This window comes from Serratia sp. TSO36, from assembly GCF_057808395.1.
Window position 1 is genome coordinate 70,690 of the sequence record NZ_JBJZOU010000021.1, and the last position, 25,842, is coordinate 96,531.

General features: G+C 58.3%; 29 protein-coding genes and 1 tRNA gene. 9 read left to right on the forward strand and 21 right to left on the reverse strand.

Features of this window, described 5'->3' with window-relative positions:
- Window positions 1-21 precede the first annotated feature (21 nt).
- The 10 genes from mlaA to ccmA all read right to left on the reverse strand — a co-directional run bounded on the left by mlaA (window position 22) and on the right by ccmA (window position 7,874).
- Window positions 22-780: a phospholipid-binding lipoprotein MlaA gene (mlaA, locus tag ACK3CV_RS17845; RefSeq protein WP_033635394.1), complete on the reverse strand. Its 759-nt coding sequence runs from the start codon at window positions 778-780 to the stop codon at window positions 22-24.
- Between the two features lie 28 nt (window positions 781-808).
- On the reverse strand, window positions 809-2,023 hold the full coding sequence (gene ccmI, locus ACK3CV_RS17850; RefSeq protein WP_060421985.1) for a c-type cytochrome biogenesis protein CcmI: 1,215 nt from the start codon (window positions 2,021-2,023) through the stop codon (window positions 809-811).
- Window positions 2,023-2,490 carry a cytochrome c-type biogenesis protein gene (locus ACK3CV_RS17855; RefSeq protein WP_033635396.1) on the reverse strand — a complete coding sequence of 156 codons (468 nt, stop codon included), beginning with the start codon at window positions 2,488-2,490 and terminating at the stop codon, window positions 2,023-2,025. Before ACK3CV_RS17855 ends, ccmI begins: the two co-directional genes overlap by 1 nt.
- Window positions 2,487-3,038 carry a DsbE family thiol:disulfide interchange protein gene (locus ACK3CV_RS17860; RefSeq protein ID WP_015378623.1) on the reverse strand — a complete coding sequence of 184 codons (552 nt, stop codon included), beginning with the start codon at window positions 3,036-3,038 and terminating at the stop codon, window positions 2,487-2,489. Before ACK3CV_RS17860 ends, ACK3CV_RS17855 begins: the two co-directional genes overlap by 4 nt.
- Window positions 3,035-5,005 carry a heme lyase CcmF/NrfE family subunit gene (locus ACK3CV_RS17865; RefSeq protein WP_164141654.1) on the reverse strand — a complete coding sequence of 657 codons (1,971 nt, stop codon included), beginning with the start codon at window positions 5,003-5,005 and terminating at the stop codon, window positions 3,035-3,037. Before ACK3CV_RS17865 ends, ACK3CV_RS17860 begins: the two co-directional genes overlap by 4 nt.
- Window positions 5,002-5,496, reverse strand: a complete 495-nt coding sequence (gene ccmE / locus ACK3CV_RS17870; RefSeq protein WP_004936264.1) for a cytochrome c maturation protein CcmE — start codon at window positions 5,494-5,496, stop codon at window positions 5,002-5,004. The genes ACK3CV_RS17865 and ccmE overlap by 4 nt, the downstream gene beginning before the upstream one ends.
- Window positions 5,493-5,729: a heme exporter protein CcmD gene (ccmD, locus tag ACK3CV_RS17875; RefSeq protein WP_004936267.1), complete on the reverse strand. Its 237-nt coding sequence runs from the start codon at window positions 5,727-5,729 to the stop codon at window positions 5,493-5,495. The genes ccmE and ccmD overlap by 4 nt, the downstream gene beginning before the upstream one ends.
- Window positions 5,726-6,463, reverse strand: a complete 738-nt coding sequence (locus ACK3CV_RS17880; protein WP_060388083.1) for a heme ABC transporter permease — start codon at window positions 6,461-6,463, stop codon at window positions 5,726-5,728. The genes ccmD and ACK3CV_RS17880 overlap by 4 nt, the downstream gene beginning before the upstream one ends.
- A 119-nt stretch (window positions 6,464-6,582) precedes the next feature.
- On the reverse strand, window positions 6,583-7,242 hold the full coding sequence (ccmB, locus tag ACK3CV_RS17885) for a heme exporter protein CcmB (protein WP_025303731.1): 660 nt from the start codon (window positions 7,240-7,242) through the stop codon (window positions 6,583-6,585).
- The gene (ccmA, locus tag ACK3CV_RS17890) at window positions 7,242-7,874 is read right to left on the reverse strand and encodes a cytochrome c biogenesis heme-transporting ATPase CcmA (protein ID WP_033635398.1); all 633 of its coding nucleotides are present in this window, start codon (window positions 7,872-7,874) and stop codon (window positions 7,242-7,244) included. The genes ccmB and ccmA overlap by 1 nt, the downstream gene beginning before the upstream one ends.
- A 220-nt stretch (window positions 7,875-8,094) precedes the next feature.
- Between ccmA and ACK3CV_RS17895 the strand changes: the two genes are divergently transcribed.
- Together ACK3CV_RS17895 and ACK3CV_RS17900 are read left to right on the forward strand one after the other, a co-directional pair.
- On the forward strand, window positions 8,095-9,021 hold the full coding sequence (locus tag ACK3CV_RS17895; protein WP_033653720.1) for a formate/nitrite transporter family protein: 927 nt from the start codon (window positions 8,095-8,097) through the stop codon (window positions 9,019-9,021).
- A 129-nt stretch (window positions 9,022-9,150) separates the two neighbouring features.
- Window positions 9,151-9,225, forward strand: a tRNA-Arg gene (locus ACK3CV_RS17900).
- Between the two features lie 94 nt (window positions 9,226-9,319).
- Here the strand turns inward: ACK3CV_RS17900 and ACK3CV_RS17905 are convergent.
- The 4 genes from ACK3CV_RS17905 to ACK3CV_RS17920 form a co-directional block, all read right to left on the reverse strand.
- A complete protein-coding gene (locus tag ACK3CV_RS17905) occupies window positions 9,320-10,594 on the reverse strand; it encodes a lactonase family protein (protein ID WP_239504661.1) in 1,275 nt (424 codons plus the stop codon).
- 20 nt (window positions 10,595-10,614) lie between these two features.
- Window positions 10,615-11,415: a helix-turn-helix domain-containing protein gene (locus ACK3CV_RS17910; RefSeq protein WP_164141652.1), complete on the reverse strand. Its 801-nt coding sequence runs from the start codon at window positions 11,413-11,415 to the stop codon at window positions 10,615-10,617.
- A 704-nt stretch (window positions 11,416-12,119) separates the two neighbouring features.
- Complete coding sequence (locus tag ACK3CV_RS17915) at window positions 12,120-12,341, reverse strand: hypothetical protein (RefSeq protein ID WP_004936288.1); 222 nt, start codon at window positions 12,339-12,341, stop codon at window positions 12,120-12,122.
- 1 nt (window position 12,342) lies between these two features.
- Window positions 12,343-13,314, reverse strand: a complete 972-nt coding sequence (locus ACK3CV_RS17920) for a YrzE family protein (protein ID WP_164141650.1) — start codon at window positions 13,312-13,314, stop codon at window positions 12,343-12,345.
- 227 nt (window positions 13,315-13,541) lie between these two features.
- Here ACK3CV_RS17920 and ACK3CV_RS17925 point away from each other — a divergent pair, with 227 nt between their 5' ends.
- From ACK3CV_RS17925 to dsdC, 3 genes are all read left to right on the forward strand, one after another.
- Window positions 13,542-15,038 (forward strand): helix-turn-helix transcriptional regulator, encoded by a 1,497-nt coding sequence (locus tag ACK3CV_RS17925; protein ID WP_164141648.1) that lies wholly within the window; start codon window positions 13,542-13,544, stop codon window positions 15,036-15,038.
- A gap of 134 nt (window positions 15,039-15,172) precedes the next feature.
- A complete protein-coding gene (locus ACK3CV_RS17930; RefSeq protein ID WP_049197212.1) occupies window positions 15,173-15,424 on the forward strand; it encodes a CsbD family protein in 252 nt (83 codons plus the stop codon).
- Between the two features lie 469 nt (window positions 15,425-15,893).
- Complete coding sequence (gene dsdC, locus ACK3CV_RS17935; protein WP_033648097.1) at window positions 15,894-16,823, forward strand: DNA-binding transcriptional regulator DsdC; 930 nt, start codon at window positions 15,894-15,896, stop codon at window positions 16,821-16,823.
- 11 nt (window positions 16,824-16,834) lie between these two features.
- On the opposite strand, the gene ACK3CV_RS17940 is transcribed toward dsdC, so the two are convergent.
- Both ACK3CV_RS17940 and ACK3CV_RS17945 read right to left on the reverse strand, forming a co-directional pair.
- A complete protein-coding gene (locus tag ACK3CV_RS17940; protein ID WP_033635406.1) occupies window positions 16,835-17,137 on the reverse strand; it encodes a hypothetical protein in 303 nt (100 codons plus the stop codon).
- A gap of 213 nt (window positions 17,138-17,350) precedes the next feature.
- On the reverse strand, window positions 17,351-17,641 hold the full coding sequence (locus tag ACK3CV_RS17945; RefSeq protein ID WP_164141646.1) for a hypothetical protein: 291 nt from the start codon (window positions 17,639-17,641) through the stop codon (window positions 17,351-17,353).
- 396 nt (window positions 17,642-18,037) lie between these two features.
- On the opposite strand from ACK3CV_RS17945, the gene ACK3CV_RS17950 reads away from it, so the two are divergent.
- Window positions 18,038-19,189 carry a porin gene (locus ACK3CV_RS17950; RefSeq protein ID WP_033635409.1) on the forward strand — a complete coding sequence of 384 codons (1,152 nt, stop codon included), beginning with the start codon at window positions 18,038-18,040 and terminating at the stop codon, window positions 19,187-19,189.
- A gap of 56 nt (window positions 19,190-19,245) precedes the next feature.
- On the opposite strand, the gene mltB is transcribed toward ACK3CV_RS17950, so the two are convergent.
- Window positions 19,246-20,334, reverse strand: a complete 1,089-nt coding sequence (mltB, locus tag ACK3CV_RS17955; protein ID WP_033648101.1) for a lytic murein transglycosylase B — start codon at window positions 20,332-20,334, stop codon at window positions 19,246-19,248.
- A gap of 279 nt (window positions 20,335-20,613) precedes the next feature.
- Here mltB and ACK3CV_RS17960 point away from each other — a divergent pair, with 279 nt between their 5' ends.
- Together ACK3CV_RS17960 and ACK3CV_RS17965 are read left to right on the forward strand one after the other, a co-directional pair.
- Window positions 20,614-21,066: a DUF805 domain-containing protein gene (locus ACK3CV_RS17960; protein WP_164141644.1), complete on the forward strand. Its 453-nt coding sequence runs from the start codon at window positions 20,614-20,616 to the stop codon at window positions 21,064-21,066.
- A gap of 83 nt (window positions 21,067-21,149) precedes the next feature.
- Complete coding sequence (locus tag ACK3CV_RS17965) at window positions 21,150-21,587, forward strand: type II toxin-antitoxin system HicB family antitoxin (RefSeq protein WP_164141643.1); 438 nt, start codon at window positions 21,150-21,152, stop codon at window positions 21,585-21,587.
- A 566-nt stretch (window positions 21,588-22,153) separates the two neighbouring features.
- Here ACK3CV_RS17965 and ACK3CV_RS17970 read toward each other — a convergent pair.
- On the reverse strand, window positions 22,154-22,681 hold the full coding sequence (locus tag ACK3CV_RS17970) for a DUF2778 domain-containing protein (RefSeq protein ID WP_164141641.1): 528 nt from the start codon (window positions 22,679-22,681) through the stop codon (window positions 22,154-22,156).
- A 399-nt stretch (window positions 22,682-23,080) separates the two neighbouring features.
- Between ACK3CV_RS17970 and ypdK the strand changes: the two genes are divergently transcribed.
- The gene (ypdK, locus tag ACK3CV_RS17975) at window positions 23,081-23,155 is read left to right on the forward strand and encodes a membrane protein YpdK (RefSeq protein ID WP_099782600.1); all 75 of its coding nucleotides are present in this window, start codon (window positions 23,081-23,083) and stop codon (window positions 23,153-23,155) included.
- A 59-nt stretch (window positions 23,156-23,214) separates the two neighbouring features.
- Here ypdK and ACK3CV_RS17980 read toward each other — a convergent pair whose 3' ends face one another.
- The 3 genes from ACK3CV_RS17980 to ACK3CV_RS17990 form a co-directional block, all read right to left on the reverse strand.
- The gene (locus ACK3CV_RS17980) at window positions 23,215-23,739 is read right to left on the reverse strand and encodes a cytochrome b (protein WP_164040007.1); all 525 of its coding nucleotides are present in this window, start codon (window positions 23,737-23,739) and stop codon (window positions 23,215-23,217) included.
- Window positions 23,740-23,849: 110 nt separating this feature from the next.
- A complete protein-coding gene (gene alaC / locus ACK3CV_RS17985) occupies window positions 23,850-25,079 on the reverse strand; it encodes an alanine transaminase (protein WP_033635415.1) in 1,230 nt (409 codons plus the stop codon).
- A gap of 119 nt (window positions 25,080-25,198) precedes the next feature.
- Entirely contained in the window at window positions 25,199-25,738 is a 540-nt protein-coding gene (locus tag ACK3CV_RS17990; RefSeq protein WP_033648108.1) for a GNAT family N-acetyltransferase, read from the reverse strand.
- Window positions 25,739-25,842 lie beyond the last annotated feature (104 nt).

Sequence of the window (25,842 nt, forward strand, 5' to 3'; positions counted from 1 at the left end):
TCATTGGCGTGACGCCCGTGATTACTGCGAGTCGATCTCGTCCAGTTCGCCCTGAATCGCCTTGGCGTTCGGGTTCTCTTCCGGCTTGAGCGAGCCGCCGTTGGCGATGAAATCGTGGCGCTGGAAGTAAGCTTCGCGCACCATGATGTAAGGATCGGAGGAGTTGCGCAGCAGGCCGTCGGAATCCAGCAGCTGGGCGCGGGTTTCGATCCCCTCGACCACCCATTTGCCCGCCGACATCCAGAAGGTGAGGTAGCTCAGCATCGGATACAGCGTATCCGCAAAGTCGCCGCCGTCTTCACGCAGGGTGAAGCTGCCGTAGCCCGGCAGCATCACGTACGGGCCGTAACCCACATCGTAATGCCCCAACGTGCTGCCGAAGCGGTTCGGCTCTTCGCGCGCCAGTTTCGGGTTGGCCATGCCAGCCACGTCGATCAGGCCGCCCATCCCGAGCAGGGTGTTCAGGAAGAAGCGGTTGAAGTGAATCATCCCGCGGTAAGGGTCGCCCTTGAGGAAGGCGTTGACCATGCTGGCCGGCTCTTCCAGGTTGGAGGTGAAGTTGCTGATGCCGTTACGCGCCGGCATCGGCACGTAGTCACGCCAGGCCACCGCGACCGGACGCAGGATATAGGGATCCAGGACGTTGTAGTTGAAGTCGAACATCGTCCGGTTGAATCCTTCCAGAGGATCGGAACGCCCTTGCGGATCGTTGTCTGGCGCGCTGGCACAGCCCACCAGTAATACCGTTGCGAATGCCACCCCAGTCAGGCGAAAGTTCATATTTTTCTCCATAAAAACACGTTCGGTCTTATTTTTCAGTGACCTGCTTGTTTATCTGAACGCTAACCTGCTCTTTACCGCTGAATGTCTGCAGCGAGCTTTCGCCGAACCAGTCCCCCGGCTGCGGCGTGGCCAATCCGTCCTGTGAGAGGCGCACACGCACCTGTACCTGATGCTGCGCCGAGAGCAGACGCTCGGGCATCATGGCGTTGCTGTCATCCAGAGAGAAAGACAGCGGAAAACGGCTCAGCGGCAATTGTTTTACCGCCACCGGCACCGGGCTGACGCCGTCAGTGACCGAAATGACCAGCGTCCCCTGCGGCGGCAAGGCTTTCGCCGCCTGCGGTGACAGCGAAACGGTCACATTCAGTTTAACATTTTCTCCGCCTGCCTGGGCTTTTGCTTGTGCAATGCTGCGCTTTATCACTTCCGCGCGCGGATCGTTGGCCGGCAGCAGCTGCAGCATCACCTGCCAGGCACCGATCGCCTGCTTGAAATCGCCCTGTTCGAAGGCATTGAACGCCAACAGGCTCAGCACCCGCGGATCGCCGTGGTTTTCCGCGATCATGCGCCGCAGCAGCTGCGTCGCCTGCTTGTTATCCTCCGGATCGTTGGAGCGCGTCAAGACCTCGGCATAGCCGAGCCGCACTTCCAGACTATTCGGATCCAATTGATAAGCATGGGCAAACGCCTGCGTGGCGGTGGTGGCGTTGTTCAACGCCATGCCGACGCGCCCCAGCATCATCCAGTCGTTGATATTGCGATCGTCCTGCTGCAGCGCGGTGCGCAGCCCCAGCCCGAGGCGGGCGATCTCTTCCATGCTCAGCGGTTTGGCGCGCTCATTGGCAACGCGCTCGCGCAATTCCGGCATTTGCGCCTGCACCAGACGCCAGTCCAGCACCTGCGCCAATCCGCCGGTTTTCAGATAAAAGCCAACGGTCACCGCCAGCAATAACAGCACGCCCGGCACCAGCGCCCAACGATTGATCGGTTTCGCCTGCGCCGCTTGCTCGGCCGGGATGTCGTTCAACAGGTTCTGTTGCAGCTCTTTCACCAGCTCCGGGCGCTCGGCCACCACGCCCTGCTGCTCGTCCTGCTCCAGCTCGCTGAGACGATCCTGATAAAAAGCCTTGTTCAACGCATCGCGCGTGGCGGCGCTCTGCTTGCCGTGGCGCATTGCCGGCACCACCAGCAACGCGGCGGCGCCGGCCAGCAACACGCAAATAATCAGCCAAAAAGCCATTAGGGTTTCTTCCTGTCAGTCTCTTGCAACAGCGCCGCCAGGCGCTGCCGTTCCCGTTCGGAGAATGCATCGTCCACCGCCGCGCCAGGCCGGCGCCGGGCGCGCAGGATCACCACCGCCCCGCCGATCAGCACGAACAGCAGCGGGCCGATCCACAAGATCAGCGTCGCCGGCGTTACCGGCGGCTCGTAGGTGACGAAATTGCCGTAGCGCGCCACCATGTAATCAATGATCTGCTGCTTGCTTTGCCCCTGCATCATCAGCTCGTACACCTTGGTGCGCATGTCGGCGGCGATAATGGCGTTGGAATCGGCAATGCTGTTGTTTTGACATTTCGGGCAGCGCAGCTGTTCGGTCAACTCGCGATACTGCTGCTCCTGCTCGACGGAGTTGAAGCGATAGGTATCGATCGCCGCAGCGGCGCTCCAGCTCAGCAGCGCGGCGCACAGCAGGACAATCAGCCTCATGCCTCACCTCCGTACTTTTTATACAGCGGCAGCACTTCCTGCTGCCAGACGCGCTCGTTCATGTCGCCGGCGTGGCGATAGCGAATAATCCCCTGGCCGTCGATGAGAAAGGTCTCCGGCGCGCCGTAGACCCCGAGATCCAACCCCAGCATGCCGTCGCCGTCGTACAGGCTGAGGGCGTAGGGATTGCCGAGGGAATTCAGCCAGGTCACCGCCTTGGCGCGATCGTCTTTATAGTTCAGGCCGACCACCCGCACGCCGCGCGCCGCCAGCGTGTTGAGATACTGGTGTTCCGCGCGGCAGGTCGGGCACCAGGTGGCCCAGACGTTGAGCAATATCGGCTTGCCGTCGCGCAGCACCGCCTGATCGTAGGTTTTGCCGGGCTGATCCAGCGATTCCAGCCTGAAGGTCGGCACCGGCTTGCCGATCAGCGCCGATTCCAGCATGGTCGGATCTTCGCCGCCGGCGTTGCGCGTCAGCTGCACCATCAGCGCCGCCACCAGCAGCAGGAAGAGGACCAACGGGATAAACAGCAGCTTGCGCTTCATGGTTGCGTCTCCAGCTTGCCTTCGCGCTTGAGTTTTTTGCTCATGCGGTAACGCGGGTCGAGGATGCACAGCAGGCCGCCGATCGCCATAAAGACGCCGCCGAACCAAATCCAGCGCACAAAGGGTTTGTAATACAGGCGCACCGCCCAGGAGCCGTCCTCCAGCTCCTCGCCCAGCGCCGCGTACAGATCGCGGCTGAAACCGCCGTCGATCGCCGCCTCGGTCATCATGCTGCGCGCCACGCTGTAGTAGCGTTTCTCCGCGTGCAGCGTCGCCTCCGGCTTGCCGTTGCGCGTGACGTCGATGATGCCGACGCCGCCGCTGTAGTTCGGGCCGCGAATGTCGTGCACGTCGCGGAACACGAAGTGATAGTTGTGGATATCCACGCTGTCGCCGGCCTTCATCCGCACGTCGCGCTCCACGCTGTAGTTCTGGCTGAAGGCGATGCCGATCACCGTCACCGCCACGCCGAGGTGGCCGAGCACCATGCCCCAGTGGCTGCGGGACAGCTGCCGCAGGCCGCGCCAGAAACCGTGACGATGGGTGGCGCGCTCATGCAGCTCCATCAGCGTCAGGATGATCACCCACAGCGCCATAATCAGGCCCACCACCGTCATGCCGGCGATGCTGTCCTGCAACAGCCACGGCAGCAGAATAGACAGCGCCAGCGTCACCAGCAGCGCCACGCCGAGGCGGCGCCACAGCTTGCCCGGCTCATCGCGGCGCCAGCGCACCAGCGGCCCGATGCCCAACAGCAGCGCCAGCGGCGCCATCAGCCAGGTGAACATGGTGTTGAAGAACGGCTCGCCGATCGAAATGCTGCCCAGCCCCAACTGTTTGTGCACCAGCGGCAGCAGCGTGCCCAACAGCACCACCAGCATGGCGGCGATCAGCAGCACGTTGTTGCCCAGCAGGAAGGTCTCGCGCGAGAAGGTCTCGTGCTGCACCCGGCTGCGCACCTGGCCGCCCTTGACCGCGTACAGCAGCAGCGAACCGCCGATCACGATCACCAGATAGGCGAGAATAAACATGCCGCGCGCCGGATCGGAGGCGAAGGAGTGCACCGAGACCAGCACGCCGGAACGCACCAGGAAGGTGCCCAGCAGGCACAGCGAAAAGGCGGTGATCGCCAGCAGCACCGTCCAGGCTTTGAACGTGCCGCGTTTTTCAGTCACCGCCAGCGAATGCATCAGCGCAGTGCCGGCCAACCACGGCATAAAGGAGGCGTTTTCCACCGGATCCCAGAACCACCAGCCGCCCCAGCCCAGCTCATAGTAGGCCCAGGCCGATCCGAGCACGATGCCCAGCGTGAGGAACACCCAGGCGGCTGTGGTCCACGGGCGCGACCAGCGCGCCCAGGCGGTGTCGAGCCGGCCGGCCATCAGCGAGGCGATGGCGAACGCGAAGGCGACCGAGAAGCCGACATAGCCCATATACAGCAGCGGCGGGTGGAAGATCAGGCCGATATCCTGCAGCAGAGGGTTGAGATCGCTGCCGTCGATCGGGAAGTTCGGCAGCGTGCGGGTGAACGGATTGGAGGTCATGATGATGAACAGCAGGAAACCGGCGGTGATCATCCCCATCACCGACAGCACCCGCGCCACCGCATCCTGCGGCATCGCCCGGCTGCACAACGCCACCGCCAGCGACCAGCAGCTCAGCAGCAGCACCCACAGCAGCAGCGAACCTTCATGCGCCCCCCAGGTGGCGGCGATGCGGTAATACACCGGCAGTTGGGTATTGGAGTTGGTGGCCACATAGGCGACGGTAAAATCGTTGACCACGAAGGCGTGCACCAGGCACAGGAACGCCAGCGCTATCGCGGCGAACATGCCGTAGGTCAGCGGCCGGGCCACCGCCATCATGCGGCTGTCCTGCCGCGCCGCGCCCCACTGCGGGTAAATGCTCAGCAGCAGCGCGATCGCCAGCGCCAGGCACAGCAGAAAACTGCCCAGTTCCGGCATCATGACTTGGCGCCCTCCGCCTGCGGCGCGTTATACGCTTCCGCCGGGCCTTTGTGGTTCTCTTTCATCGCGTCGGCCACTTCCGGCGGGGTGTATTTCTCGTCGTGTTTGGCCAGCACTTCGCGCGCGTTGACCACGTTGCCCTCACCCAGCACGCCCTGCGCCACCACGCCCTGCCCTTCGCGGAACAGGTCCGGCAGAATGCCGGTGTAGGTCACGCCGATCGCGCCGCGCGCGTCGTAAATCTTGAAGCTGACCTGCAGCGTATTGGGATCGCGTTTCACCGAGCCCGGCATCACCATGCCGCCGATGCGCAGCCGCTGGCCGACCTCGGGCTTCTCATGATTTTCGCCCTTGCCCTGCAAAATTTCACCCGGGGTATAGAACAGATCGATATTGGAGCGCAGCGCGTACAGCATCAGGGTCGCGGTCAGCGCGATGCCGATCAGCACAACGATCGCCAGATAAAGGCGGCTTTTACGACGTGGATTCACAATGATTTCTCCCGCGGTGCGGCGGATTTTTGTTTTGATTGTTGCGCATGGCGAATGCGCCGCTCGCGCGCCTGACGGCGGCCGATCTCGGCGAGCAACTGCCGCCGTTGCCAGACGGTGTGCGCCACCAGCCCCAACAGCGAAATCAGCGTGGCGGCGACCGCCAGCCAAACATAGAAGGCGTAACCGCCCATGGCGAAAAACGCCGACCAGGAATCGAATGCGGCATTCATGGCTGACGCTCCTTATTCACCAGCCCGGCGACCCACGGGCGCTGGCGCTCCTGGAACAGGATCAGATTGCGCAGGCGCATCAGCGTCAGCGTGACGAACAGCAGCAGGTAACCGAGGATCGCCCAGCGCAGCGGGGTGCGCATGCTTGGCGCGATAGACTGCTGCATATTGGTCGAGCCCTGATGCAGCGTATTCCACCATTCGACCGAGAAATGGATGATCGGGATATTTACCACGCCCACCAGCACCAGAATCCCGGCGGCGCGGCCCGCCAGACGGCGGTCTTCAAAGGCGTTGTACAGCGCGATGACGCCCATATAAAGGAACAGCAGCACCAGCTCGGAGGTCAGACGCGCATCCCACACCCACCAGGTGCCCCACATCGGCTTGCCCCAGGCGGAGCCGGTCACCAGCGCGATAAAGGTGAACACCGCGCCGATCGGCGCCATCGCCGCCACCACGGTATCGGACATTTTCATCTGCCACACCAGGCCGATAAACGCCGCCACCGCCATCGAGGCGTAGATGCCCATCGACCACATGGCCGCCGGCACGTGAATATAAATGATGCGGAAGCTGTCGCCCTGCTGATAATCCTTCGGCGCGAAACCAAAGCCCCATGCCCAGCCAAGCAGCAGGCAGGCCGCCGCCGCCAGCCCCAGCCAGGGGATAAAGCGGCCGCAGACGTGATACAGCCGTTCAGGCCGCGCCAGTTGATGTAACCATTTCCACATTGTCGTCAGTGCTCACGGTAATTTTTATGCGTCGGCCGCCCCGAGGGTTCGAAACGGCGAAAATCTTCTGCGGGGTACGCTCTTGTCGGCCTTGCCCGTCTGTTCATTCAATACGTTAGCTAGTGTACGCTCACTCGCAGCGCCGCCGCGGTGGCAAACGGCGCCAAAGTCACGCTGCCCGCCAGCATCGCGCCGAGTATCGCCAGGTAACCGTCGATCGGCATGCCCATCGAAGCGGCGTCGATCGCCCCGGTGGCGAAGATCAGCACCGGAATATACAGCGGCAGCACCAGCAGGCTGAGCAGCACGCCCCCTTTACGCAGGCCGACGGTCAACCCCACGCCGATAGCGCCGATCAGGCTCAGCGTCGGCGTGCCGAGCAGCAGCGTCCCCGCCACCGCCAGCCAGGTCTGCATATCGAGCGACAGCAGCAGCGCCACCAGCGGCGACAGGATCAGCAGCGGCAGACCCGTCACGACCCAGTGAGCACACACTTTGCCCAGCACCGTCATCGGCAGCGGCGTCGGCAGCAGCAACAGCTGCTCCAGCGAGCCGTCGAGGAAATCATCGCGAAACAGCCGCTCCAGCGACAGCAACGAGGCCAGCAGCGCCGCCACCCACACGATGCCCGGCGCAATGCGCGCCAGCAACTGCGGCTCCGGGCCAATCCCCAACGGGAACAGCGTGATCACTATCAGGAAAAACCACAGCGGGTTGACGATCTCCGAGCCTTTACGGCAGGCGATCTTCAGTTCGCGGCGCACCAGGGTCAAAAACATCACAAACTCCCCGCGTCGTGTTCCGCCAAACGAATTTTGCCCACCGTTTGGCCGACGCCGGCCAAATCCTGATGGGTGGTCAACAATACCATGCCGCCCCGCTGCGCATGTTGTTCAAAAAGGCTAATCAACTCGGCCACGCCCTGTTTGTCGATCGCCGTCAGCGGTTCATCGAGGATCCACAGCGGCGCCGCGCTGAGCCACAGCCGCGCCAGCGCCACGCGCCGCTGCTGCCCGGCGGAAAGCTGCGCCACCGGCAGATCCTCGTAACCCACCAGCCCCACCTGCTCCAGCGCGCGCCAGATGGCCTGATGCTCGGCCGCGCCGCGCACCGCTTGATAAAACTGCAGATTTTCGAAGGGCGTCAATACGGCTTTGATGCCGGGCTGATGGCCGATAAACAGCAAATCTTGCTGGTAATTCGCGCGATCGCGCAGCGTGTTGCGCCCGCGCCAGCACACCTCGCCGCCGTCCGGCCGCGCCAGGCCGGCGAGAATGCGCAGTAAACTGGTCTTGCCCGCGCCGTTCGGCCCTTCTACCTGAATGATATCGCCCGGCTGAACTGAAAAGCTTAGCTCGCTAAACAGGATGCGCTCATCGCGCACGCAACTCAGACTTTTGGCTTCCAGCATCGGGGAACTCATATTTTTCTTTGGGATAGCGAATCATAGCATAAGCCTTTCCCCGCACGCAGCCCGCGGCGGGCGCGCCGACGGGCCAATATGGCGAGCAGGATCAAGAATGCGTGGAAAAAATCGGCGGATTTTAACTCTTGTTACCTTTTTCTGTATTTCGCCGCATTTAACTACGCTTAATGACGTGAACTCACCCTTATGAAGCAGGAGCGATAGCATGAACGAACAGCGACGCCAGGAGCACGAGCCGGATGAGACGATGCAGGTAGAGAGCGAAGAACAGGAACAGGGCAAGCGCGAAATCGAAGTCAGGGAAGAAAATCTGCCCTCGCGCGCGGCGGCGGTGCATGAACAGATCCGGATGGAAGGCGAAAAAGAGCTGGAGCGCGACTGGCTGGCATTGCTGTGGTCGGCGATCGCCGCCGGGCTGTCGATGGGCGCCTCGCTGGCGGCAAAGGGCATTTTCCACGCCCGCCTGCCGGACGATCCCAGCCGCTTTTTCATCGAGAACCTCGGCTACACCTTCGGTTTCATCATTGTCATCATGGCGCGCCAGCAGCTGTTTACCGAAAATACCGTCACGGCGGTATTGCCAATCATGCATAAACCCACGCCGCGCAACCTGCTGATCCTGCTGCGCCTGTGGGGGGTGGTGCTGCTCGGCAACCTGATCGGCACCGGGCTGGCGGCGCTGGCGTTTACCCATATGCCGCTGTTCGACGCCGAGACGCGCGGCGCCTTCATCAGCCTGGGCGAAGAGGTGATGCGCCATACGCCGGGAGAAATGTTCGCCAACGGCATCCTGGCCGGCTGGATCATCGCCACCATGGTGTGGATGTTCCCGGCCGCCGGCGCGGCGAAAATCTGGGTGATCGTGCTGATGACCTACCTGGTGGCGATTTGCGATCTGACCCATATCGTGGTCGGTTCGGTCGAGATCCTCTATCTGGCGTTCAACGGCGCGATTGAATGGCAAGAATTCATTTACCCGTTCGCCCTGCCGACGCTGGCGGGCAACATCATCGGCGGCACCTTTATCTTTGCGCTGATAAGCCACGCGCAGATCCGCAACGATTTGAGCGCCAAAAACCGGGCGGCGCGCCTGCAAGAGGAAAAACGGCGCCACGGCGGGGAAAAACCGTGATCGCCGTCGGTTAGCCGAGGAAATTTCGGCATGAACTGGCGAGGTATTGAGCAAACGCGCCGCTAAGCGCTTATTCTGCGGGTAAAAAAAGGTATAATGCCCCGGCAGCTTCGGTTGCCGGCCCGCAGCGTCCCCGTAGTTAAACGGATATAACAAGCCCCTCCTAAGGGCTAGTTACTGGTTCGATTCCAGTCGGGGACACCATTCTTTCTTATCCAGCCATTCCCCGTCATCTGCACCCGCAATCCGCCCTTTTCCCCCGTTCAGATTCGATTTCCCCCGAGCGTTATGATTGGCATCAATTAAAAAACTTAATATCCGTCGGAGTAGAAACCGTCGTCGCCTCCCCTCTGGCCTGCAACTCGCCCTTCTCATCATCGAAATCGAACAACATAACGGTATTGGTAAACACATTCGTCACATAGAGGTGGTTGCCGGCGGCATCGAAAGCGAGCGCACGCGGTTCAATGCCGCCGGCCTCATAGCGCGTCGGTGCGCCCGGCAGCCCATCCTCGCCAATTTTTAATACCAGCAGGTGGTTATCGGCACCGCGATTGGTGGCAATAAGATATCTGCCGCTCGGGCTGAGGATTATTGCCCCACCGCTTTTCGCCTCCGCTGAATCCTGCCCGCCGTGCAGTTTCACCTTCCCTTGCCGCGTCAATCGATGGTCGCTGACGGCAAACACCTCGATTTCACTCGCCATTTCAGTGATGACGTAAGCGTATTCCCCTTCTGGCGAGAACGCCATGTGCCGTGGGCCGGCGCCGGGTGCGAAGGCGACATCGCGCGAAGCATCCGCCTGCAAAGGCTGCGCGTTGTCCGAGCGATAGCGATAGGCGCGCAGCTTGTCCCCGCCGAGATCCGCCGCGTACAGGTATTGGCCATCGCGGCTGAAGGTGGTGGAGTGCGCATGGCCCCCTTCCTGGCGCCCCTGCACTGCGCCGGAGCCGAGCGTGAACGGATAATGCTGCACCCGTTCCCCCAGTTTGCCGTCACCGCCAATCGGCAATACCGTCACCCCCGCGCCGCCTTTGGCGACGGAGTAGTTGGCGACAAACAGAAACTTGCCATCCGGGCTGAGGGTGGCATGCGTCGGCTGCCGGCCCGCGCTGCTCACCGTATTCAGCACCCGCACGGCGCCGGCGTTGTCTATCGCCAAGGCAGTGACCGTTCCCGCGTTCTCCTCATTGGTGACATAGGCGAAACGGCCATCGCGAGATTTTACGATCCATGACGGGCTTTTCATTTTAATCACGTCGAGCAGCGTTAATGTGCCGTCGCCATTAACCGCCAGACGATAGAGGCCTTCACTGGGGTGCGCCGGTTTCTGCACCGCAGGCGCATCAGGAATATGGGTCCAGGTGCCGACTAACGCTATTTTCTGATGCTCCCGATTATTTGCCATCGAATTTCCTGAAAACATGAAAAGAGTTAATGCCAACGCGAATTGAATGACCTGTCTGGCTAAACCGGCCACGCTCGCTCCGCCAGGCACAGACAATGTCAAAGGTAGCATACGGCGCGCATAATGACGCTTATTCATCGAATCGGGGGATTTCTCTATACTCATGATGTTTCCTTTTCTCAACGTTACGCCACAGGAATAAGTATATCGACATTGATGATCTTACTGTTTAAATGCTCGTGCCTGTATAATTCGATGAAAAAGCTCTCCCTCATTTTGACATTAATAGCCGGCAGATGGGCGTCATAGATGCCCTCAAAAAAGGCAATATACTCAGGCAGCTCCCCTATAAAGGGGATAACAATATATTTCCCCATGGGTATATAGAAGTTAAATATGGAATGAAAAACCTCTTGCTCCTTGCCGTTGGCATGCGGCCGCCCCCCTTTTCTTTTTTCTACGCTATAAGCCCTCCCATTTTTACTTAGCCATTTATCATTCGTCTGGGTAATGTCACTGGCATCTCTGTACTTCCTGACGGAGTGGAAAATCAATGCCTTGTACTGCTTCAACATGTCGATGTCATCCGGCATGACCGTATGATAAAAATAGGGTTTATTGTCGCTGCCATACGGTGGGATCTGGGTGGAGAAATCCCATCCCCGGCTGTTCCTAAAGCTGTTGGGTGTTTCGCCAAAGAAACGTTTAAACGCCCGCGTGTAACATTGCTGAGAGGCAAAGCCCGATGCCAAGGCGACATCCAATATGTTCCCTTGATGTTGTTTAAGCAAGATTGCGGATCGGCTCAGCTTTCTGTTTCTGATATAAGTCCCTAACGTAATGCCAAAATAATGTTTAAACAGCCGCTGTAAATGCCATTTAGAGTAACCCGAGATAATAGACACTTTCTCAACAGAAAGTCCCTCTATAATATTCTTCTCCATATACTCTAACACCTGTAAAAGAATATCTTTTCGATAGTCCATGCGCGCTCCTTGCTTTTATAAAAAACGTGTCCTTTTCATTAAAATCGTTAACCAACCAAATCAAGTCATTAAGATTAATCCTAAAAAAATCAGCCTGGCAACGCCATTTTTACGGCATAGGAAAAGTCATCATATAAATAACTGAAAATGATCATGTTATATAAATACGCTTGCGAAAAACACGTGAATAAAAAATGTGCCACGCAAAGTGCATCCATTAAAGATGCATTTGCCACGCCAGGGCAAATCACACTTTATGTTAATTGTTTTATCTTAAAGTGTTTTTTTGCATCCCAATTGCATAACCAAATAGGAATTTCATCATTGCAAATTAAAATGCATTTTATAATCAGGCTGACTGATAAAACTTATTGAGGCTAATAAATAAAAGCATGAGCAGCGTTTGAAAAGAAGATAGGGACAGGCTCATTTTCTGAACATCAGGCCAGAAAATCACAGATCGTAATAGGGAGCTTCTTTTATCTTTTTTCCTGCGCTGAGAAGAACCGATGTTTTAACACATCTTGCTCGATGCCCTATTTTACCCTCCACGCCAATTGGGGCGCGACTTTGCCCACCGTGAACCGCCGACCCTCCAACGTAAAAGCCTCATGCCGACTCGCACCGTGCGTTGTTGCCAGAATAGCCTGATTGCCCAGTAAAAAGCCCAGCCCATAAGGCCGGGCCTTTCATTAACGGCCTGATTAATCAGCCAGGTTGTCGATCTCTGCGGATCTGTGCTTGCGCAACAGATACAGCAGCAAAGAAACCCGCCGCTCGGTGCGTTCCGGGGTATCCGGCGGCAGGTTGTAGCGCAGGGTGTAGCGCTCGTTATTCTCGTTGCAAAAATCGATGACGAGCACGGGAGCAGAGGCCCCCGCTACTTTTCGATAATTCAGCGAGATGCACGACAGGTTTTTTTTCATCTCAACTTACCGCGACAGTGCGGCGGGTTGATTCGGCAATCCGCCCCACGCCGGCGCTCAGCGCGGCGCCCAACAGCAGCATCAACAGCGAACCCCACGCGGCGCGCGACAGCTGTTTGGCCGCTTCGTCGGCCGCTTCACGCGCTTTCTGCTCGGCCTCGGCCTTGAGTTTTTCCACTTTCTGCACCGCCTGCTGGTAAGCCTGAGCATAGTTATCGACGATTTGGCTCGCTTCATCGCGGCTTTTGCCGGTGCCCGCCGCAACGATATTCACCAGCGCATCCTTGTCGGCGGCGCTCAACGTCGGCTCACCGGACTGCTTGACGCGGTCGAACCACTGCTTGAGCTCGGAGGCGGCCTGCGCCGGATCGGCAGCCGCGTCCATGGCCGATTGCTTGCCGTCGGCGGTCGCCCTATCGGCCTTCTGTTCCAACCGAGCCGGATCCAGTTCCGGCTTGCCGGTCTGCTTGAGCGTGGCGTTCAACTGGTTTTCCAGGCTCCCCCAGTCAAGGCTGATGCCCTTTTTATCCAGCTGTTGCTTGAGGCCTTCGCCCACGTTTGGCGCCGCCGCCGCCAGGCCGCTGCCCGCCAGCGAAAGCCCTTTGCCCACCGCGCTGCCCGCCAGCCCCACCACGCCACTCGCCAATGAAACCACCAGCCAGGTGGTCAGCAAGGTGGTGATCGCCCAGCTCAGCAGGCCATGCAAGCCGCCGCGGTTCGGTGCGGTGCGGCCGGCGACGAACGCGCCTGCGGCCAGCGACGCCAGCGTTGAAACCAGCAGCCAGATCCCGGTGCCGGTGCCAAAGCCGCTCAGCGGGTTACCCTTTTGCATCATATCCACGGCCTGGGCGCCGATAGCCGTGCCCAGCACGCTGAAGATCAGATAAGTCACCAGCGCCACGGCACTCCCGGCCAATATCGAGCCCCATGACACCTGAAACGCAAAGCGATTTGATTCATAGACAGTGGTCATCGTTGTTCCTTATATTTTCTGGACAAGTGATTGCACGCACGGCGGATAACCGCGCAGACAGATGCAGTCTGCCGCGCGGCGTCGTCGGCCGTCCCGGTTCATTTGCGCCAGAATGACTAGTGCATTCACACCCTGCGAATACGCACGTTATGCACTAAGCTGCTCAGCGAGTAGCGTAACCCGCGGCCCCGGTCAGAGGCCGCTCCCTTCTGTCTAGCGGAGAACACATGAGCCAATCCGTCCTGGCCAGCGAAACCCACCGCGGCCACCTGCAGCAAATCATCTCCGGCTTGTCCGACGGCGTGATCCTGACGGATACCGATCAAACGCTGCTCTGGGCCAACGAAGCCGCCTTGGCCATGCATGGCGTGAGTCATCAGAAAGCCCTGGGGGCCAATGCCGGCGAGTACGCGGCGCGTTTTGCCCTGCGCTATCGCAACAATCATCCGCTGGCTTTGGAACAGTATCCGCTGAACCGGGTTGCCGATGGCGAGACCTTCACCGATGTGGTGGTGGAGGTTCGGCAAGCTGACGATCCGGATAGCTTCTGGGTGCACCGCCTGCGGAGCCTGATTATCACCGATGCGCAGGGGCAACCGGAGCTGCTGGCGCTGATCCTGAGCGACGCGACGGAGTGGGCCAGCGCCGAACAGCGCTTTGAAAAAACCTTCAACGCCAATCCGGCGCCGGCGGTCATTTGTCGGCTAAGCGACCTGCGCTACGTCAAGGTCAATCAGGGGTTCCTCGATATGACCGGTTACCAGCGTGAACAGGTCATGGGCCGTTCGGTTTATGAACTCGACGTTTTGGAACAGGCGGAGCACAAAGATCTAGCGATACAGCGCCTGGGGGAAGGCGCCACCATTCCGCAAATGGAGGCCGAGCTGAAACTGCCCGGTGGCGGAAGCAAGCTGGTGGTGGTTGCCGGCCAACCGCTGGACATCAATGAAGACGACTGCATGCTGTTCACTTTTACCGATCTCGAACCCCGGCGCCAGGCGGAATCGGCGCTGCGGGAAAGTGAAGAGCGGTTCGCCAAGGCATTTCGCCTGAGCCCGGTGCCGACGTTGCTGTGTACCGCGCACGAGCGGCGCGTGCTGGACGTCAACGAAGCCTTCACCCGCACCACCGAGTACGACGCCGAAGCCTTGATCGGCAAGACGATCGATGAGATCCCGTTTATTGACGATCCCGAGGCGAACCGCCGTTTGTTTGCCGCGCTGGAAAAAAGCGGCAACGTCGAAGGGCTGGACATCCGGGTGCGCAAGAAAGGGAGCGAGTCGATCGACTGCGTGGCCTCGGCGGATGCCGTCAGCATCCACAATGCGCCCTGCTACCTGCTGGTGCTCATGGACATTACCGAACGCAAACGCTCGGAGCTGGAGCTGGTCAGCGCCATCGAAGAAGTGATGCAGGACGCCTCCTGGTTCAGCCAAACCCTGATTGAAAAACTGGCCAACGTGAAAAGCATCAACCGGCCCGACCAGGCCGGATTGACCGCCAGCGATCTCACGCCGCGCGAGCGCGATGTGCTGGAATTGATTTGCGAGGGGCTGCCGGACAAGAAAATCGCGGCGCGTCTCAATCTGGCGCTCAACACCATTCGCAACCATGTCGCGACGGTCTATTCCAAACTTGGCGTGCACAGCCGTAGCGAAGCCATCGTCTGGGCCAGAGAACGCGGGCTGTTTACCGGCGGGCTGGCCGCCAGGAACGGCAAGTAGCCTGCAAATGCACTATCCGTACCGATGCAAACGCCCCTTATAGGCTCAAAGTGAAGTGCATAACATGGAGGTGCAAATGCAGGCTTTCGCCCTGTGCGTAAGCCAAACGGATCGAACCTTAGGAGCGCATCACAATGAACAGCGAAAAAGCCAATGGCATGATGGAAAAAGTGGCGGGCAAGGCGCAGGAAATGGCGGGCGACGTCACCGGAAACCCACGTTTGCAGGCCGAAGGCGCCACACGCTATGCAGCGGGCGCGCTGCAAGAAAAATACGGCGACGCCCTGAGCTGCGCCGGCAGCATGATGAAGAAAAACCCCCTCGCCGCATTAGCCCTCATTGCCGGCGCTGGCCTGTTGGCCGGCCTGCTGTTGCGCCGCCGTTGATACGCGCCGGCGAGCAAACCGCTTTTCCCTGAACGCCGCGCCCGGTTAACAACAACCGGGCGCGGTGCTATCGGCCAACGGGCAATGCCGTGCGGGCATATGACCTTATCGATTTATTCATCCGTTACGCCGACAATGATGATTAACGGCTATTCAGCGGCATCGGGTTATTATGGCGAAACGGCGATATCCCTCATGGAATAGACGGCATTCTTTTTCATACCGTCGCACGCCGCCTTTACTCACGGCTTAACGACAGCCATTTTATTTTCCTCGCGTATTCCTGATTTTTATCGTCTTCTCAACCCAAGCCCATCGGCGGTTATTTACGGTCTTGGTGCAATAAATCGGCTTACCCTCAACATCATTAAAACCATCAGGTTAAAATTCGACTCCATTCGTCAACCTAGGTTTATCCTCCTCTCCATTAAATGTTAAGATCGCTGTATTGCGCGCACGGAGAAATAGCATGTTCCCCAGTAAAAAACATTCACAGCGGGCCACCCCGCTGACCAGCTATCAATTTTCCCGGCTGCATACTTTCGAATGCGTCGCCCGTCATTTATCTTTTGCGCTGGCGGCGCAAGAATTGTCGATCACCCCCAGCGCCGTAAGCCACCGCATTAATTTGCTCGAAAAGGAGTTGGGTTTTCTGCTATTCCAGCGCTTTCATCGCAGAATTACCCTGACGCCGGAGGGCGAGCGCATGCAATGGGCGCTGGACAGCTCCTTCAACACGCTGAATCAGGAAATTCTGGACATCAAGAATCGCGAGCTGACGGGCACCCTGACCCTCTACTCGCACCCGTCTCTGGTGCAATGCCTGCTGCTGCCGCGCATCGGCGATTTTATCGCCCAGCACCCCACCATTCACCTCAACATTCTGACCGGGCAAGAGATCATCAACCTGGCCAACCGCGGCGTGGACTTGGCGATGTACTTCGGCAAACTGCCCTCGGGGCGGCATCTGGACGAGGCCTTTATGCAGGAATCGATGGTGCCGATCTGTACGCCGCAGTACGCTGCCGCACATAGCCTGTACGATGCGCCGGAAAACCTGGCCCACTGCACGCTGCTGCACGATCGCTACAACTCCGGCGAAGACGAGTGGCAAACCTGGTCGCAACACTTTGCGCTGGGGCTGGATACCGACAGCAAGAGCATGGAGTTCGACCGTTCCGATCTCGCGGTGCTGGCCGCCACGCGGCACCTTGGCGTCGCCATGGGGCGGCTCAATCTGGTGCAGGACTGGATCAAAAGCGGCGAGCTGATCATTCCGTTCACCGACATGACCGTGCCCTGCGAGCACTGCTATTTTACCTCGACCATCTCCGAGCGGCAGTGGCCGAAAATCCTCGCGTTTAAGCAGTGGATCATGAAAATCGCCCCTCTGGTCTGATGGCCGGAGGGTTAGCGCTCTATTTTGGGGGAATAAGAAAAATTCAGCGCGCAGGCGTATAGCCGGCCGGCCTTTGAATAAGAGATATATTTGCGGTTTTTATCCCAGGTAAGCAGGGAATTATTGGCAAAATAATAAACCTCCAATTGCATCCCATTAGCCAACCTCGACCAGCCTCGGCTTCTTATCACGGTAAAATCACCGTTGTCGCTGAGCGTAATCAGCGGCACGCCCCAGGCATAGCGGGATATTTGCAGCTGAATAATGAATTGGCTTTCGCAGCTTATTTGGTAGTTCTGTACATCAACATCCATAATTTATATTTTTGGTGCCACCCTTCGGTAAAAATAAATAAGATAAGAACAACTCACCACGCTTAACACCAGCGCGATCAGCAAACAGGCGCACAGCGTGGCGCGATCCCAGATGAAGCGCTGGCCGCGGCGGCAGCCCTGCCGTCGATTCTGATTCTCGCATTCATAATAGGGTTCTCGCCACCGTGAGAATAATAACGGGCAACCGTCGTATTATTCTTTATAAACCACGATTTCCTGATAAAGCTTAATAACCTCACCATCGCTATCGACAGAGTCGGCATATTCCGTTTGCTGCGCCAAATGAATCACCTTCCATCCTTTGCGCGCTAATTCAGGGATCGTCAGGCGCCCCACGTCGCGGCAGGTGAACAGGGTGTCATCCGACAACCTAAGCTTACTAACCTCTGCATAATCATAGGCTTGAGAATGACAAACGTGCGACTCCGCCGCCATCGCCGGCAGTGAAAACAGCCCCACTAATAACATTAACAGGTTTCTCATGGCGACCTCCCAATCGCTTATTCATGCCGGCCGATTACGCAGACAAAGGCTGACGTTAATACACCGGCGAAAGACTCAAATTTATTATCTCTTGCACGGCTGAAATTACAGGCTGGCGCCGGTGACTGACAAATGAAAAATATAAACCTTGGCGTTAGATGAATTCATCCGAATCGAGAAACATGAACAGCGGCCCTTTGCACCGCACGGAATGGTTAAAAACCGGCCAATAATTAGCAAGAAAAGTAATTCTTTATGTCACTGTTTATGTTACAAATGCCGCCCGCCGCTAACACACCAAAAAAACCGTCAAAATGCGTGAAAACGCAGCGTTCTGCGCAAAACATCGGCTTGGCGGCGCTGATGGGGCGGTCATACATAAAACAGGGATAACACATGGCAATCAAATTGCGCGTATTGACTCAAGCGGTGGCGCTGGGTCTGGCGATCGGCAGCGCGTCGTTCGCCGCTCAGGCGGAAATCACCCTGCTGAAGCAGGATCCGCAGGCCGGCGATCCGCTCAGCCGCCTGAACTTCACCGTTGGCGGCAGCATCCGTCCACAGTTCAACAACATGACGGGCGACGGCGACAAGGGCTCCTACAAGCGTAACGGCTTCGACGGCGGCACCCGCTTCCGTTTCGCGGCGGACTACTACCTGTTCGACGATATCAGCTGGATCAGCTACTACGAGCTGGGCGTGAACATTCCGGCGCTGTTCGACTGGGATCACCACTATGCCGACGGCGCGAGAAACACCAGCCGCCGCATGCTGTACACCGGCCTGAAAAGCAACACCTGGGGCCAGATGACCTTCGGCCAGCAGAACAGCGTTTACTATGACGTGGTGGGCGCCAAGACCGATATCTGGGACTACGACATGCTGGCCCAGGCGCCGGGCAACGGCATCAACGGCGACTACGACGGCTCTTACCGTTCACGCAAGATGCTGAAGTACAAGAACCGCTTCGGCGATGCGGACGTTTATGCCTCGTACCTGTTCAGCGACAGCGACTACCTGCCGGGCAACGGCCTGCGCTATAAGCGCAAAGGCGGCGGCTCACTGGGCGTGGACTACCACATCACGCAGGATCTGACCTGGGGCACCGCCTGGAACTACACCCGCGCCGAAATGCGCAATCCGTCCACCAGCGGCAGCAAGAGCTACGATCAGCACATCGTCGGCACCGCCCTCAGCTGGAAACCGGACAACTGGACGCTGACTTTCGGCGGCGGTTACTACCACGACTTCCTGACCACCAAGAAAACCGACATCAACAATTACTTCGCCGGCGATGCCTGGGGTATCGAATACCTGGCCGGTTATACCGTGCCGGTGGGCCAGTACGCGGTGAAATCGGTGATGCCGTACTTTATGGGCGATCGCCTGGAATACATCAGCGGCCGCAACTACCAGCGCATCGACAACGGCCTTGGGGTTACCGTGCAGTTTGACTACGGCTTCCGCGTTGACGTAGAGCACGTGCTGACATCGAGCACCGACAACCTCGGCGATATGACCGTGGTGCGTCTACGCTACGATTTCTGATTGTTCCGCACGTAAAAAAGGCCGCGCAAGCGGCCTTTTTCGTTATTGAAGCAGCGTCAGAAGCCGCCGCGCGCCGAGCGCCCTACCGCTTCGCCCAGCTGCCATACCGCCATGGCGTAGTGGGTGCTGTGGTTATAGCGGGTGATGACGTAGAAGTTCGGCAGGCCGTACCAATACTGGTAGCCGGTGCCGACGTCCAGCCGCAGCAGGCTGGCTTCCTGATTGTCGCCGAGCGAACCCTGCGGGCTTAGGCCGGCTTCCGCCAGCGCGGCGACCGAGTAGCGGGTCTTGAAGCCGTTTTCCAACCCTGGCGCCTGGCCGTTGGCCTGAATCGCGACCGGCTCGCCTTTGGACCAACCGTGCGCCTTGAAGTAATTGGCCACGCTGCCGATGGCATCGACCGGATCCCACAGGTTGATATGACCATCGCCGTTGAAGTCGACCGCATAGCTCTTGAAGGAAGACGGCATGAACTGCCCATAGCCCATCGCGCCGGCGAAGGAGCCGCGCAGTTCGAGCGGATCGTCGCCCTCGGTGCGCGACATCAGCAGGAAGGTTTCCAGCTCGCCGGCGAAGTAATCGGCGCGGCGCGGGTAGTTGAAGGCCAGCGTCGCCAGCGCATCGATAATGCGGGTTTTACCCATTACGCGGCCCCAGCGGGTCTCCACGCCGATAATCCCCACGATGATCTCCGGCGGCACGCCGTACACCTGCCAGGCCCGCTGCAACGCATCCTGATATTGATTCCAGAACACCACGCCGTTTTGCACGTTATCCGGCGTGATGAACTTGTTGCGGTAGCGCAGCCAGGAACCGTTCGGGCCGGTAGGCCCCTGGGTAGACGGTTTCGGCGCCTGCCTGTCCATCAGGCGCAGCACCGAATCCAGGCGCCGAGCCTGCGCCAGCACGTCGTGCAGCTGCTGCCGATCAAAACCGTGTTCCCGCACCATCTTATCGATAAAGCGTGCGGTATTCGGGTTATTGGCGAAATCTCCACCCAGCGGCGCGCCGCTGTGCGCCGGGCTCAGCAAAAAGCCGCCCTTTACCGGGGTGCCCTGCGGCGTAGCGGTGGTACTGGGTTTCGGCGTGCTGCTACAGGCAGCAAGCAAGGTAATCAGCGGTAAAAGCGCAACCAGGTGACGCATCGGATATCCATATAGCCATGCAAGAGATAAGTGGGAGTTATGTTAATGCATTGTTCAACGCGAACAAACAGGATTATGCCGCCAATTACCGCGCCAGGTAGCCAAACGTGCCAAATTGTGACGTTTTGCACGGTGAGAGAACGCCCGGCGCGGCCGCGCGGAATCTCAACCGCGACTAAATGAGAAAAATTATCACCTTGACGCTCCCTTTTACCCCGATAAAATGCCTGGCTGCTTGCCACCCGGCTATCGCCGCAATGATCACGACAATGGACTGTGATGGAATCTCTCGGACAACTCGCCAAAGACCTGTACCGTGGGCGCATCTCGCGCAAACCCTTTATTTTCTCGCTGGCGATCTTCGCCGTTGGCATCGTGCTGCTGTCGTTTCTGTCGACCTATCTGGACAAAAACCATTTTCGCGCCCATGCGCACGGCGATACCGAGGAATTCGTCTCGGTGCTACTGTATCTGCTGTGCATTATGGTCTGGGCGCTGTTCTGTTTCGGCCTGGTGGTGTGGTTCATGGCCAAAACCGCGTTCCGACTCAACGATATCGGCCTGCCCGGCTGGGCGCTGGCCGTGGCGTGCTATGTTTGCTCGGTGCTCAACAACTACTCCCCCGGCCCGGTGGCGCGCTGGCTGCCGCTGCTCAGCCTGGCCGTCATGATCTGCGCCCTGCTGTTGCCGCCCGACGGGCTGCGCCGCAGGCCGCGTGAACATGCCGATTGAGCGCCATTCCGCTCAAGGCTATGGCTATCCGCCGGCCGTGCCGTCACAATAGCGCCTCATTCAGGTTTCAATCAGGGATTGCCATGTACAGCCACTACCCCGCCCATTACGCCTTCGATCGCGACAGCGACGCCTGGCAGATCGGTTTTCACGACTTCCCCGAGTGGCAATCTGCCTGCTATAAACGCGAAGACATCGAGCTGGAAGCGCAGGAAAGCCTGCTGGCCGCCATCGCCGCCGCGATGGACGAAGGGCTGCCCCTGCCCGCCCCTTCCCCTGTGCAAACCGATGATCTGAGAGTACATCTGCCGGCGCTGGTGGCGCTGAAGATCGAGCTGCACAACGCCATGCTGCGCAAAAACACCGGCAAAGCGGCGCTGGCGCGCAAGCTGGGATTCAACGGTGGGCAAATGGAGCGGTTGCTGGATCTCGGCTACGCCTCGAAGGTTGAGGCGTTGGAGCAGGCGCTGTATCTGCTGGGCTACGAAGTGCGCGTGACAATAAACGAAGTTTGCCAATAGGTTAGCGGCAGGTAAGCGAAATATTATCCAACGGGGCTAAATTTTCCCCGTTTTGCGCCGATATGATCGCTACCTAATCACTTGTCGCAACAACGAAGGCTAAAAATGGAGTGGAGTCGCCGTCATATTTGGGCCGTTATTCTGCTGTCTTGTCTCGTTTTTTGGGTCATTTTGGCGACCGGCATCAACGCCGTCGCCTGAGCGCCTGCCGCCGCATTGCAATACCTAACGCTTAACGTCGCCCATGACTGAGTGATATCAGCCATGGGCGATGAAACAAAACCCCGTGCAGGCCTAAAGACCTAATATAAAAATATTATTTAATATCAATCAATTATCAATTAACCCTAAGCCTTCTTTCAATAACACGAATGATTACTGGGCTGACTATAAGCGTAATAACCAAGCAGCCGATAAGTAGCGCTATACCTACAAACCCCTCAATATCGCGTTCACCGAACAAGTTTGCTGCTTTTATCCAAAATGCACGCTCCCCCTGAGTCGAGGGGTCTGAAGGCCTCGCAAGCAAAAATGTCAGTATATAAATGCCAGCCCCTATCAGAAGTTTAATCCCTATTGGGACACGTCTGCTTTCCATTAAGAATGACCTCAATCGTTCCATAAGACATCAGGCCGTTAACTAACCTGACTGGCCGGGTAGAGACTAATGCCTGACGAATAGCTAAAAAGTCAGTCCGATGCTGCAATGTAATACAGCCCAAAGAAATACCTAAAGGGCCTGATGGATGCAAACGGAAATTTCCCCGCTTTACCCCATTGATCCATGTATAGTCGTCGATTTTCCCATCTTCACGATAGGGGGCAAACCACTCATATTTGATAACCGGTGTCGATGTCGGCCACGAATAGAAATCACGAAGATCGGTTCTCAACATTCCTTTCCAGCCGCCCGTTAGCCTGTTGACGATGTGATAACGGCCCTGAGGGATTGGGCCATTGTCAGGAACAGCCACGCAACCGGCTTGGTTACGATATATTCCATTGCCCGAGTAAGCCAGAAAAGTGCCAACACCGTATATGAGTAAAGGGGAGAACTGAGCATCATTAACGATAAACTCTCCATGTAGCGGCATAGGTAAAACTCCTTTTTACCGTTCATTAGTATAAAATTCACACTAACAAAAAAATCATCTACCGAAAAAGAATACCTGCGGCTATCGTGGGTCAGAAAGTTGGCCTATCCCGACTTAAAAAGCGTTATAAAACAGCCCTCACTGTGCAAAAAACAGCCAAAAATTGTGATCAAAAACACAGTATTGAAATCAGACCAGTATTGAGAGTACATTAGCGCCGATCCTGTCGCGGTTCGGATTTTACCTCACGGAGCATGAGGCGCGACAACCGGACAACCCGCGCTCGAGGACGTTGTTCTTTCGCTTGGAAGAATCCGCCCGACAAGCAGGTTGCCCATAAAATACTCAGCACAACAATCGGGATCATTGCTGGCGAGGACTCCAGACAGGAGTTGTTCAGTGAAATATTTTTTGATGGGCGTGTCATTCATGCTGGTTGCCTGGGTTGGCACCTTCATGTTGATGGTTGCCTGACAGCAGCCTGACCAGGAACACAGCCAAAGGGACGCGCAAGCGTCCCTTTGTCGTTTCGGTCATTTGCCCGGCATCATGCGGCGCAGGGTGTCGTCCTTGCGCAGATAGTGATGATACAGCGCCGCCAGCGCATGCGCGCCAATGATAAAGTAGCCAACGTTTGCCAGCGTCTCATGCACCGTTTTGACCAGCCGGCGCATCACCGGATCCGGCGTCATCCACTGCGGCACCGGCCAGCCCAGCAAAGACCACGATTTGCCGCCGTAGGCCAGGGTTAACATACCCAGCAGCGGCAACATCAGGAAGACCACGTACAGCAGCCAATGGAAGATCTTGGCGCCCACTTCCTGCCATTCCTCCAGCGGGGGCGTGGTCGGCGGCGCCGCGCGGAAAGCGCGCACCGCCAACCGAATCAGCATCAGGGCAAAGACCGAAGCCCCGAAATTAAAGTGCAGATTTTTGACCACCGGCCCCCACGCCTCCGGCATCGAATCCTTCAGCAACATCGCCGAATAGGTGAGGATCACCAGCAGCAGCGTCAGCCAATGTAAAACGATTTGCGATCGCGCGTAGCGGTTGCTCATACACTCAATCCAAAAAATAAAACTCAGCGTAGTCGAGCATAATGGGGAAATGATGAAGAAAACCTTGGGACGGAAAAAATAAGGCCGGGCGAACGCCCGGCCTGACAGGATTATTTGGCGCTGCCCGCCTTGCCTGGCTTCAGCAGCCCATCCGCGCGGAACATCGCCTTGATGCCGCGCACCGCCTGGCGGATACGGTCCTGATTCTCGATCAGCGCGAAGCGCACGTGGGTATCGCCGTAGTCACCGAAGCCGATGCCCGGCGAGACGCAGACCTTGGCTTCCGCCAGCAGGCGTTTGGCGAACTCCAGCGAACCGAGGTGGGCATAAGGCTCGGGAATTTTCGCCCACACGTACATCGACGCCTTAGGATTTTCCACCATCCAGCCGGCCTCATGCAGCCCCTTCACCAACACGTTGCGGCGCTGCCGATACTGCTCGGCGATATCGCGCACGCACTGCTGATCGCCCTCCAGCGCGGCGATGGCCGCCACCTGCAGCGGCGTAAAGGTGCCGTAGTCGTGATAGCTCTTGATGCGCGCCAGCGCGCTGACCAGCTCGGGGTTGCCGACCATGAAACCGATGCGCCAGCCGGCCATGTTGTAGCTTTTCGACAGGGTGAAGAACTCCACCGCAATGTCTTTCGCCCCCGGCACCTGCATGATCGACGGCGCTTGCCAGCCGTCATAGACGATATCGGCATAGGCCAGATCGTGGATCACCAGCACGTTGTACTGCTTGGCCAGCGCCACCACCCGCTCGAAGAAATCCAGCTCCACGCACTGCGCGGTCGGGTTGGACGGGAAGCCGAGGATCATCATTTTCGGGCGCGGAATGGTTTCCCGAATGGCGCGCTCCAGCTCACCGAAGAAATCCACGCCGTCCACCAGCGGCACCGAACGCACCTGGGCGCCGGCGATCACCGCGCCGTAAATGTGGATCGGGTAGCTGGGGTTCGGCACCAGCACGGTATCGCCGTGATCGAGGGTCGCCAGCATCAGGTGCGCCAGCCCCTCTTTCGAACCGATAGTGACGATGGCTTCGCTTTCCGGATCGATCTCCACCTGATAACGGTCGGCATACCAGCGCGAAATGGCGCGACGCAGGCGCGGAATGCCGCGCGAGGTGGAATAACCGTGGGTGTCGTCGCGCTGGGCGACGGCGCACAGTTTTTCCACGATGTGCGGCGGCGTCGGGCCGTCGGGGTTACCCATGCTGAAGTCGATAATATCCTCGCCGCGACGGCGCGCGGCCATCTTCAGTTCGGCGGTGATGTTGAATACGTAAGGGGGAAGACGTTCAATGCGCGTAAAACGGCGCTGTGGACTGTTATCAGCCATAGGGGATTCCTCGATAGACGTTAGCGCCCGGACCGTCCGAGCGACGCTGGCCAGCGAACTGACCGAATATCGAACATAGCGCAGCGCCGACGAGCTTGTCGATACCCGGCGCGATATTTTTATTTGCCGCCCTGAAACTCCGCCGCCAGCAGCCCGAACAGCCAGTCGTCGCACCACTGCCCCGCCAGACGGTAGTTGTCGCGCAGCGTGCCTTCCAGCTGAAAACCGCACGACTCCAGCAGGCCGCGCGAAGCAAGGTTGCCCGCGGTCACGGTGGCGGTCAGCTTGTGAAAACCGCAGGCGTTCACCGCAAAATCCAGCACCGCCCGCAGCGACTCCTTGCCATAGCCCTTGCCCTGGCCGGCAGGCAAACTCCCGTATCCCACTTCCGCCTGCCGATACGGCACCCACTGCGGGCGAAAGCCGGTAACGCCCACCGCCTCCCCGCTGTGCTTCTCACGCATCACCAGGCACAGCCACTGCTCACCGTGTTTGTCCCAGGCCGGCAACCGCTCCTCGAACCGGGCGCGGATCTCCGCTTCGCTGCGCGGATCGGAGATGTAACGGATCACCTCGGGATCTTGGTACAGGCGCAAAAACAGCGGCCAATCCTCGGCGGTTATCGACTGTAAGTGCAGACGTTCAGTGACCAGCTTCATAAAATCTCCGAAAAACGAAAAAGAGGAACTTACGAATGAAAGATATCTCTTTATTTTCCCCGATTGGTTGCCGATAATCATTCACGTTAAAACCACAAAACCAT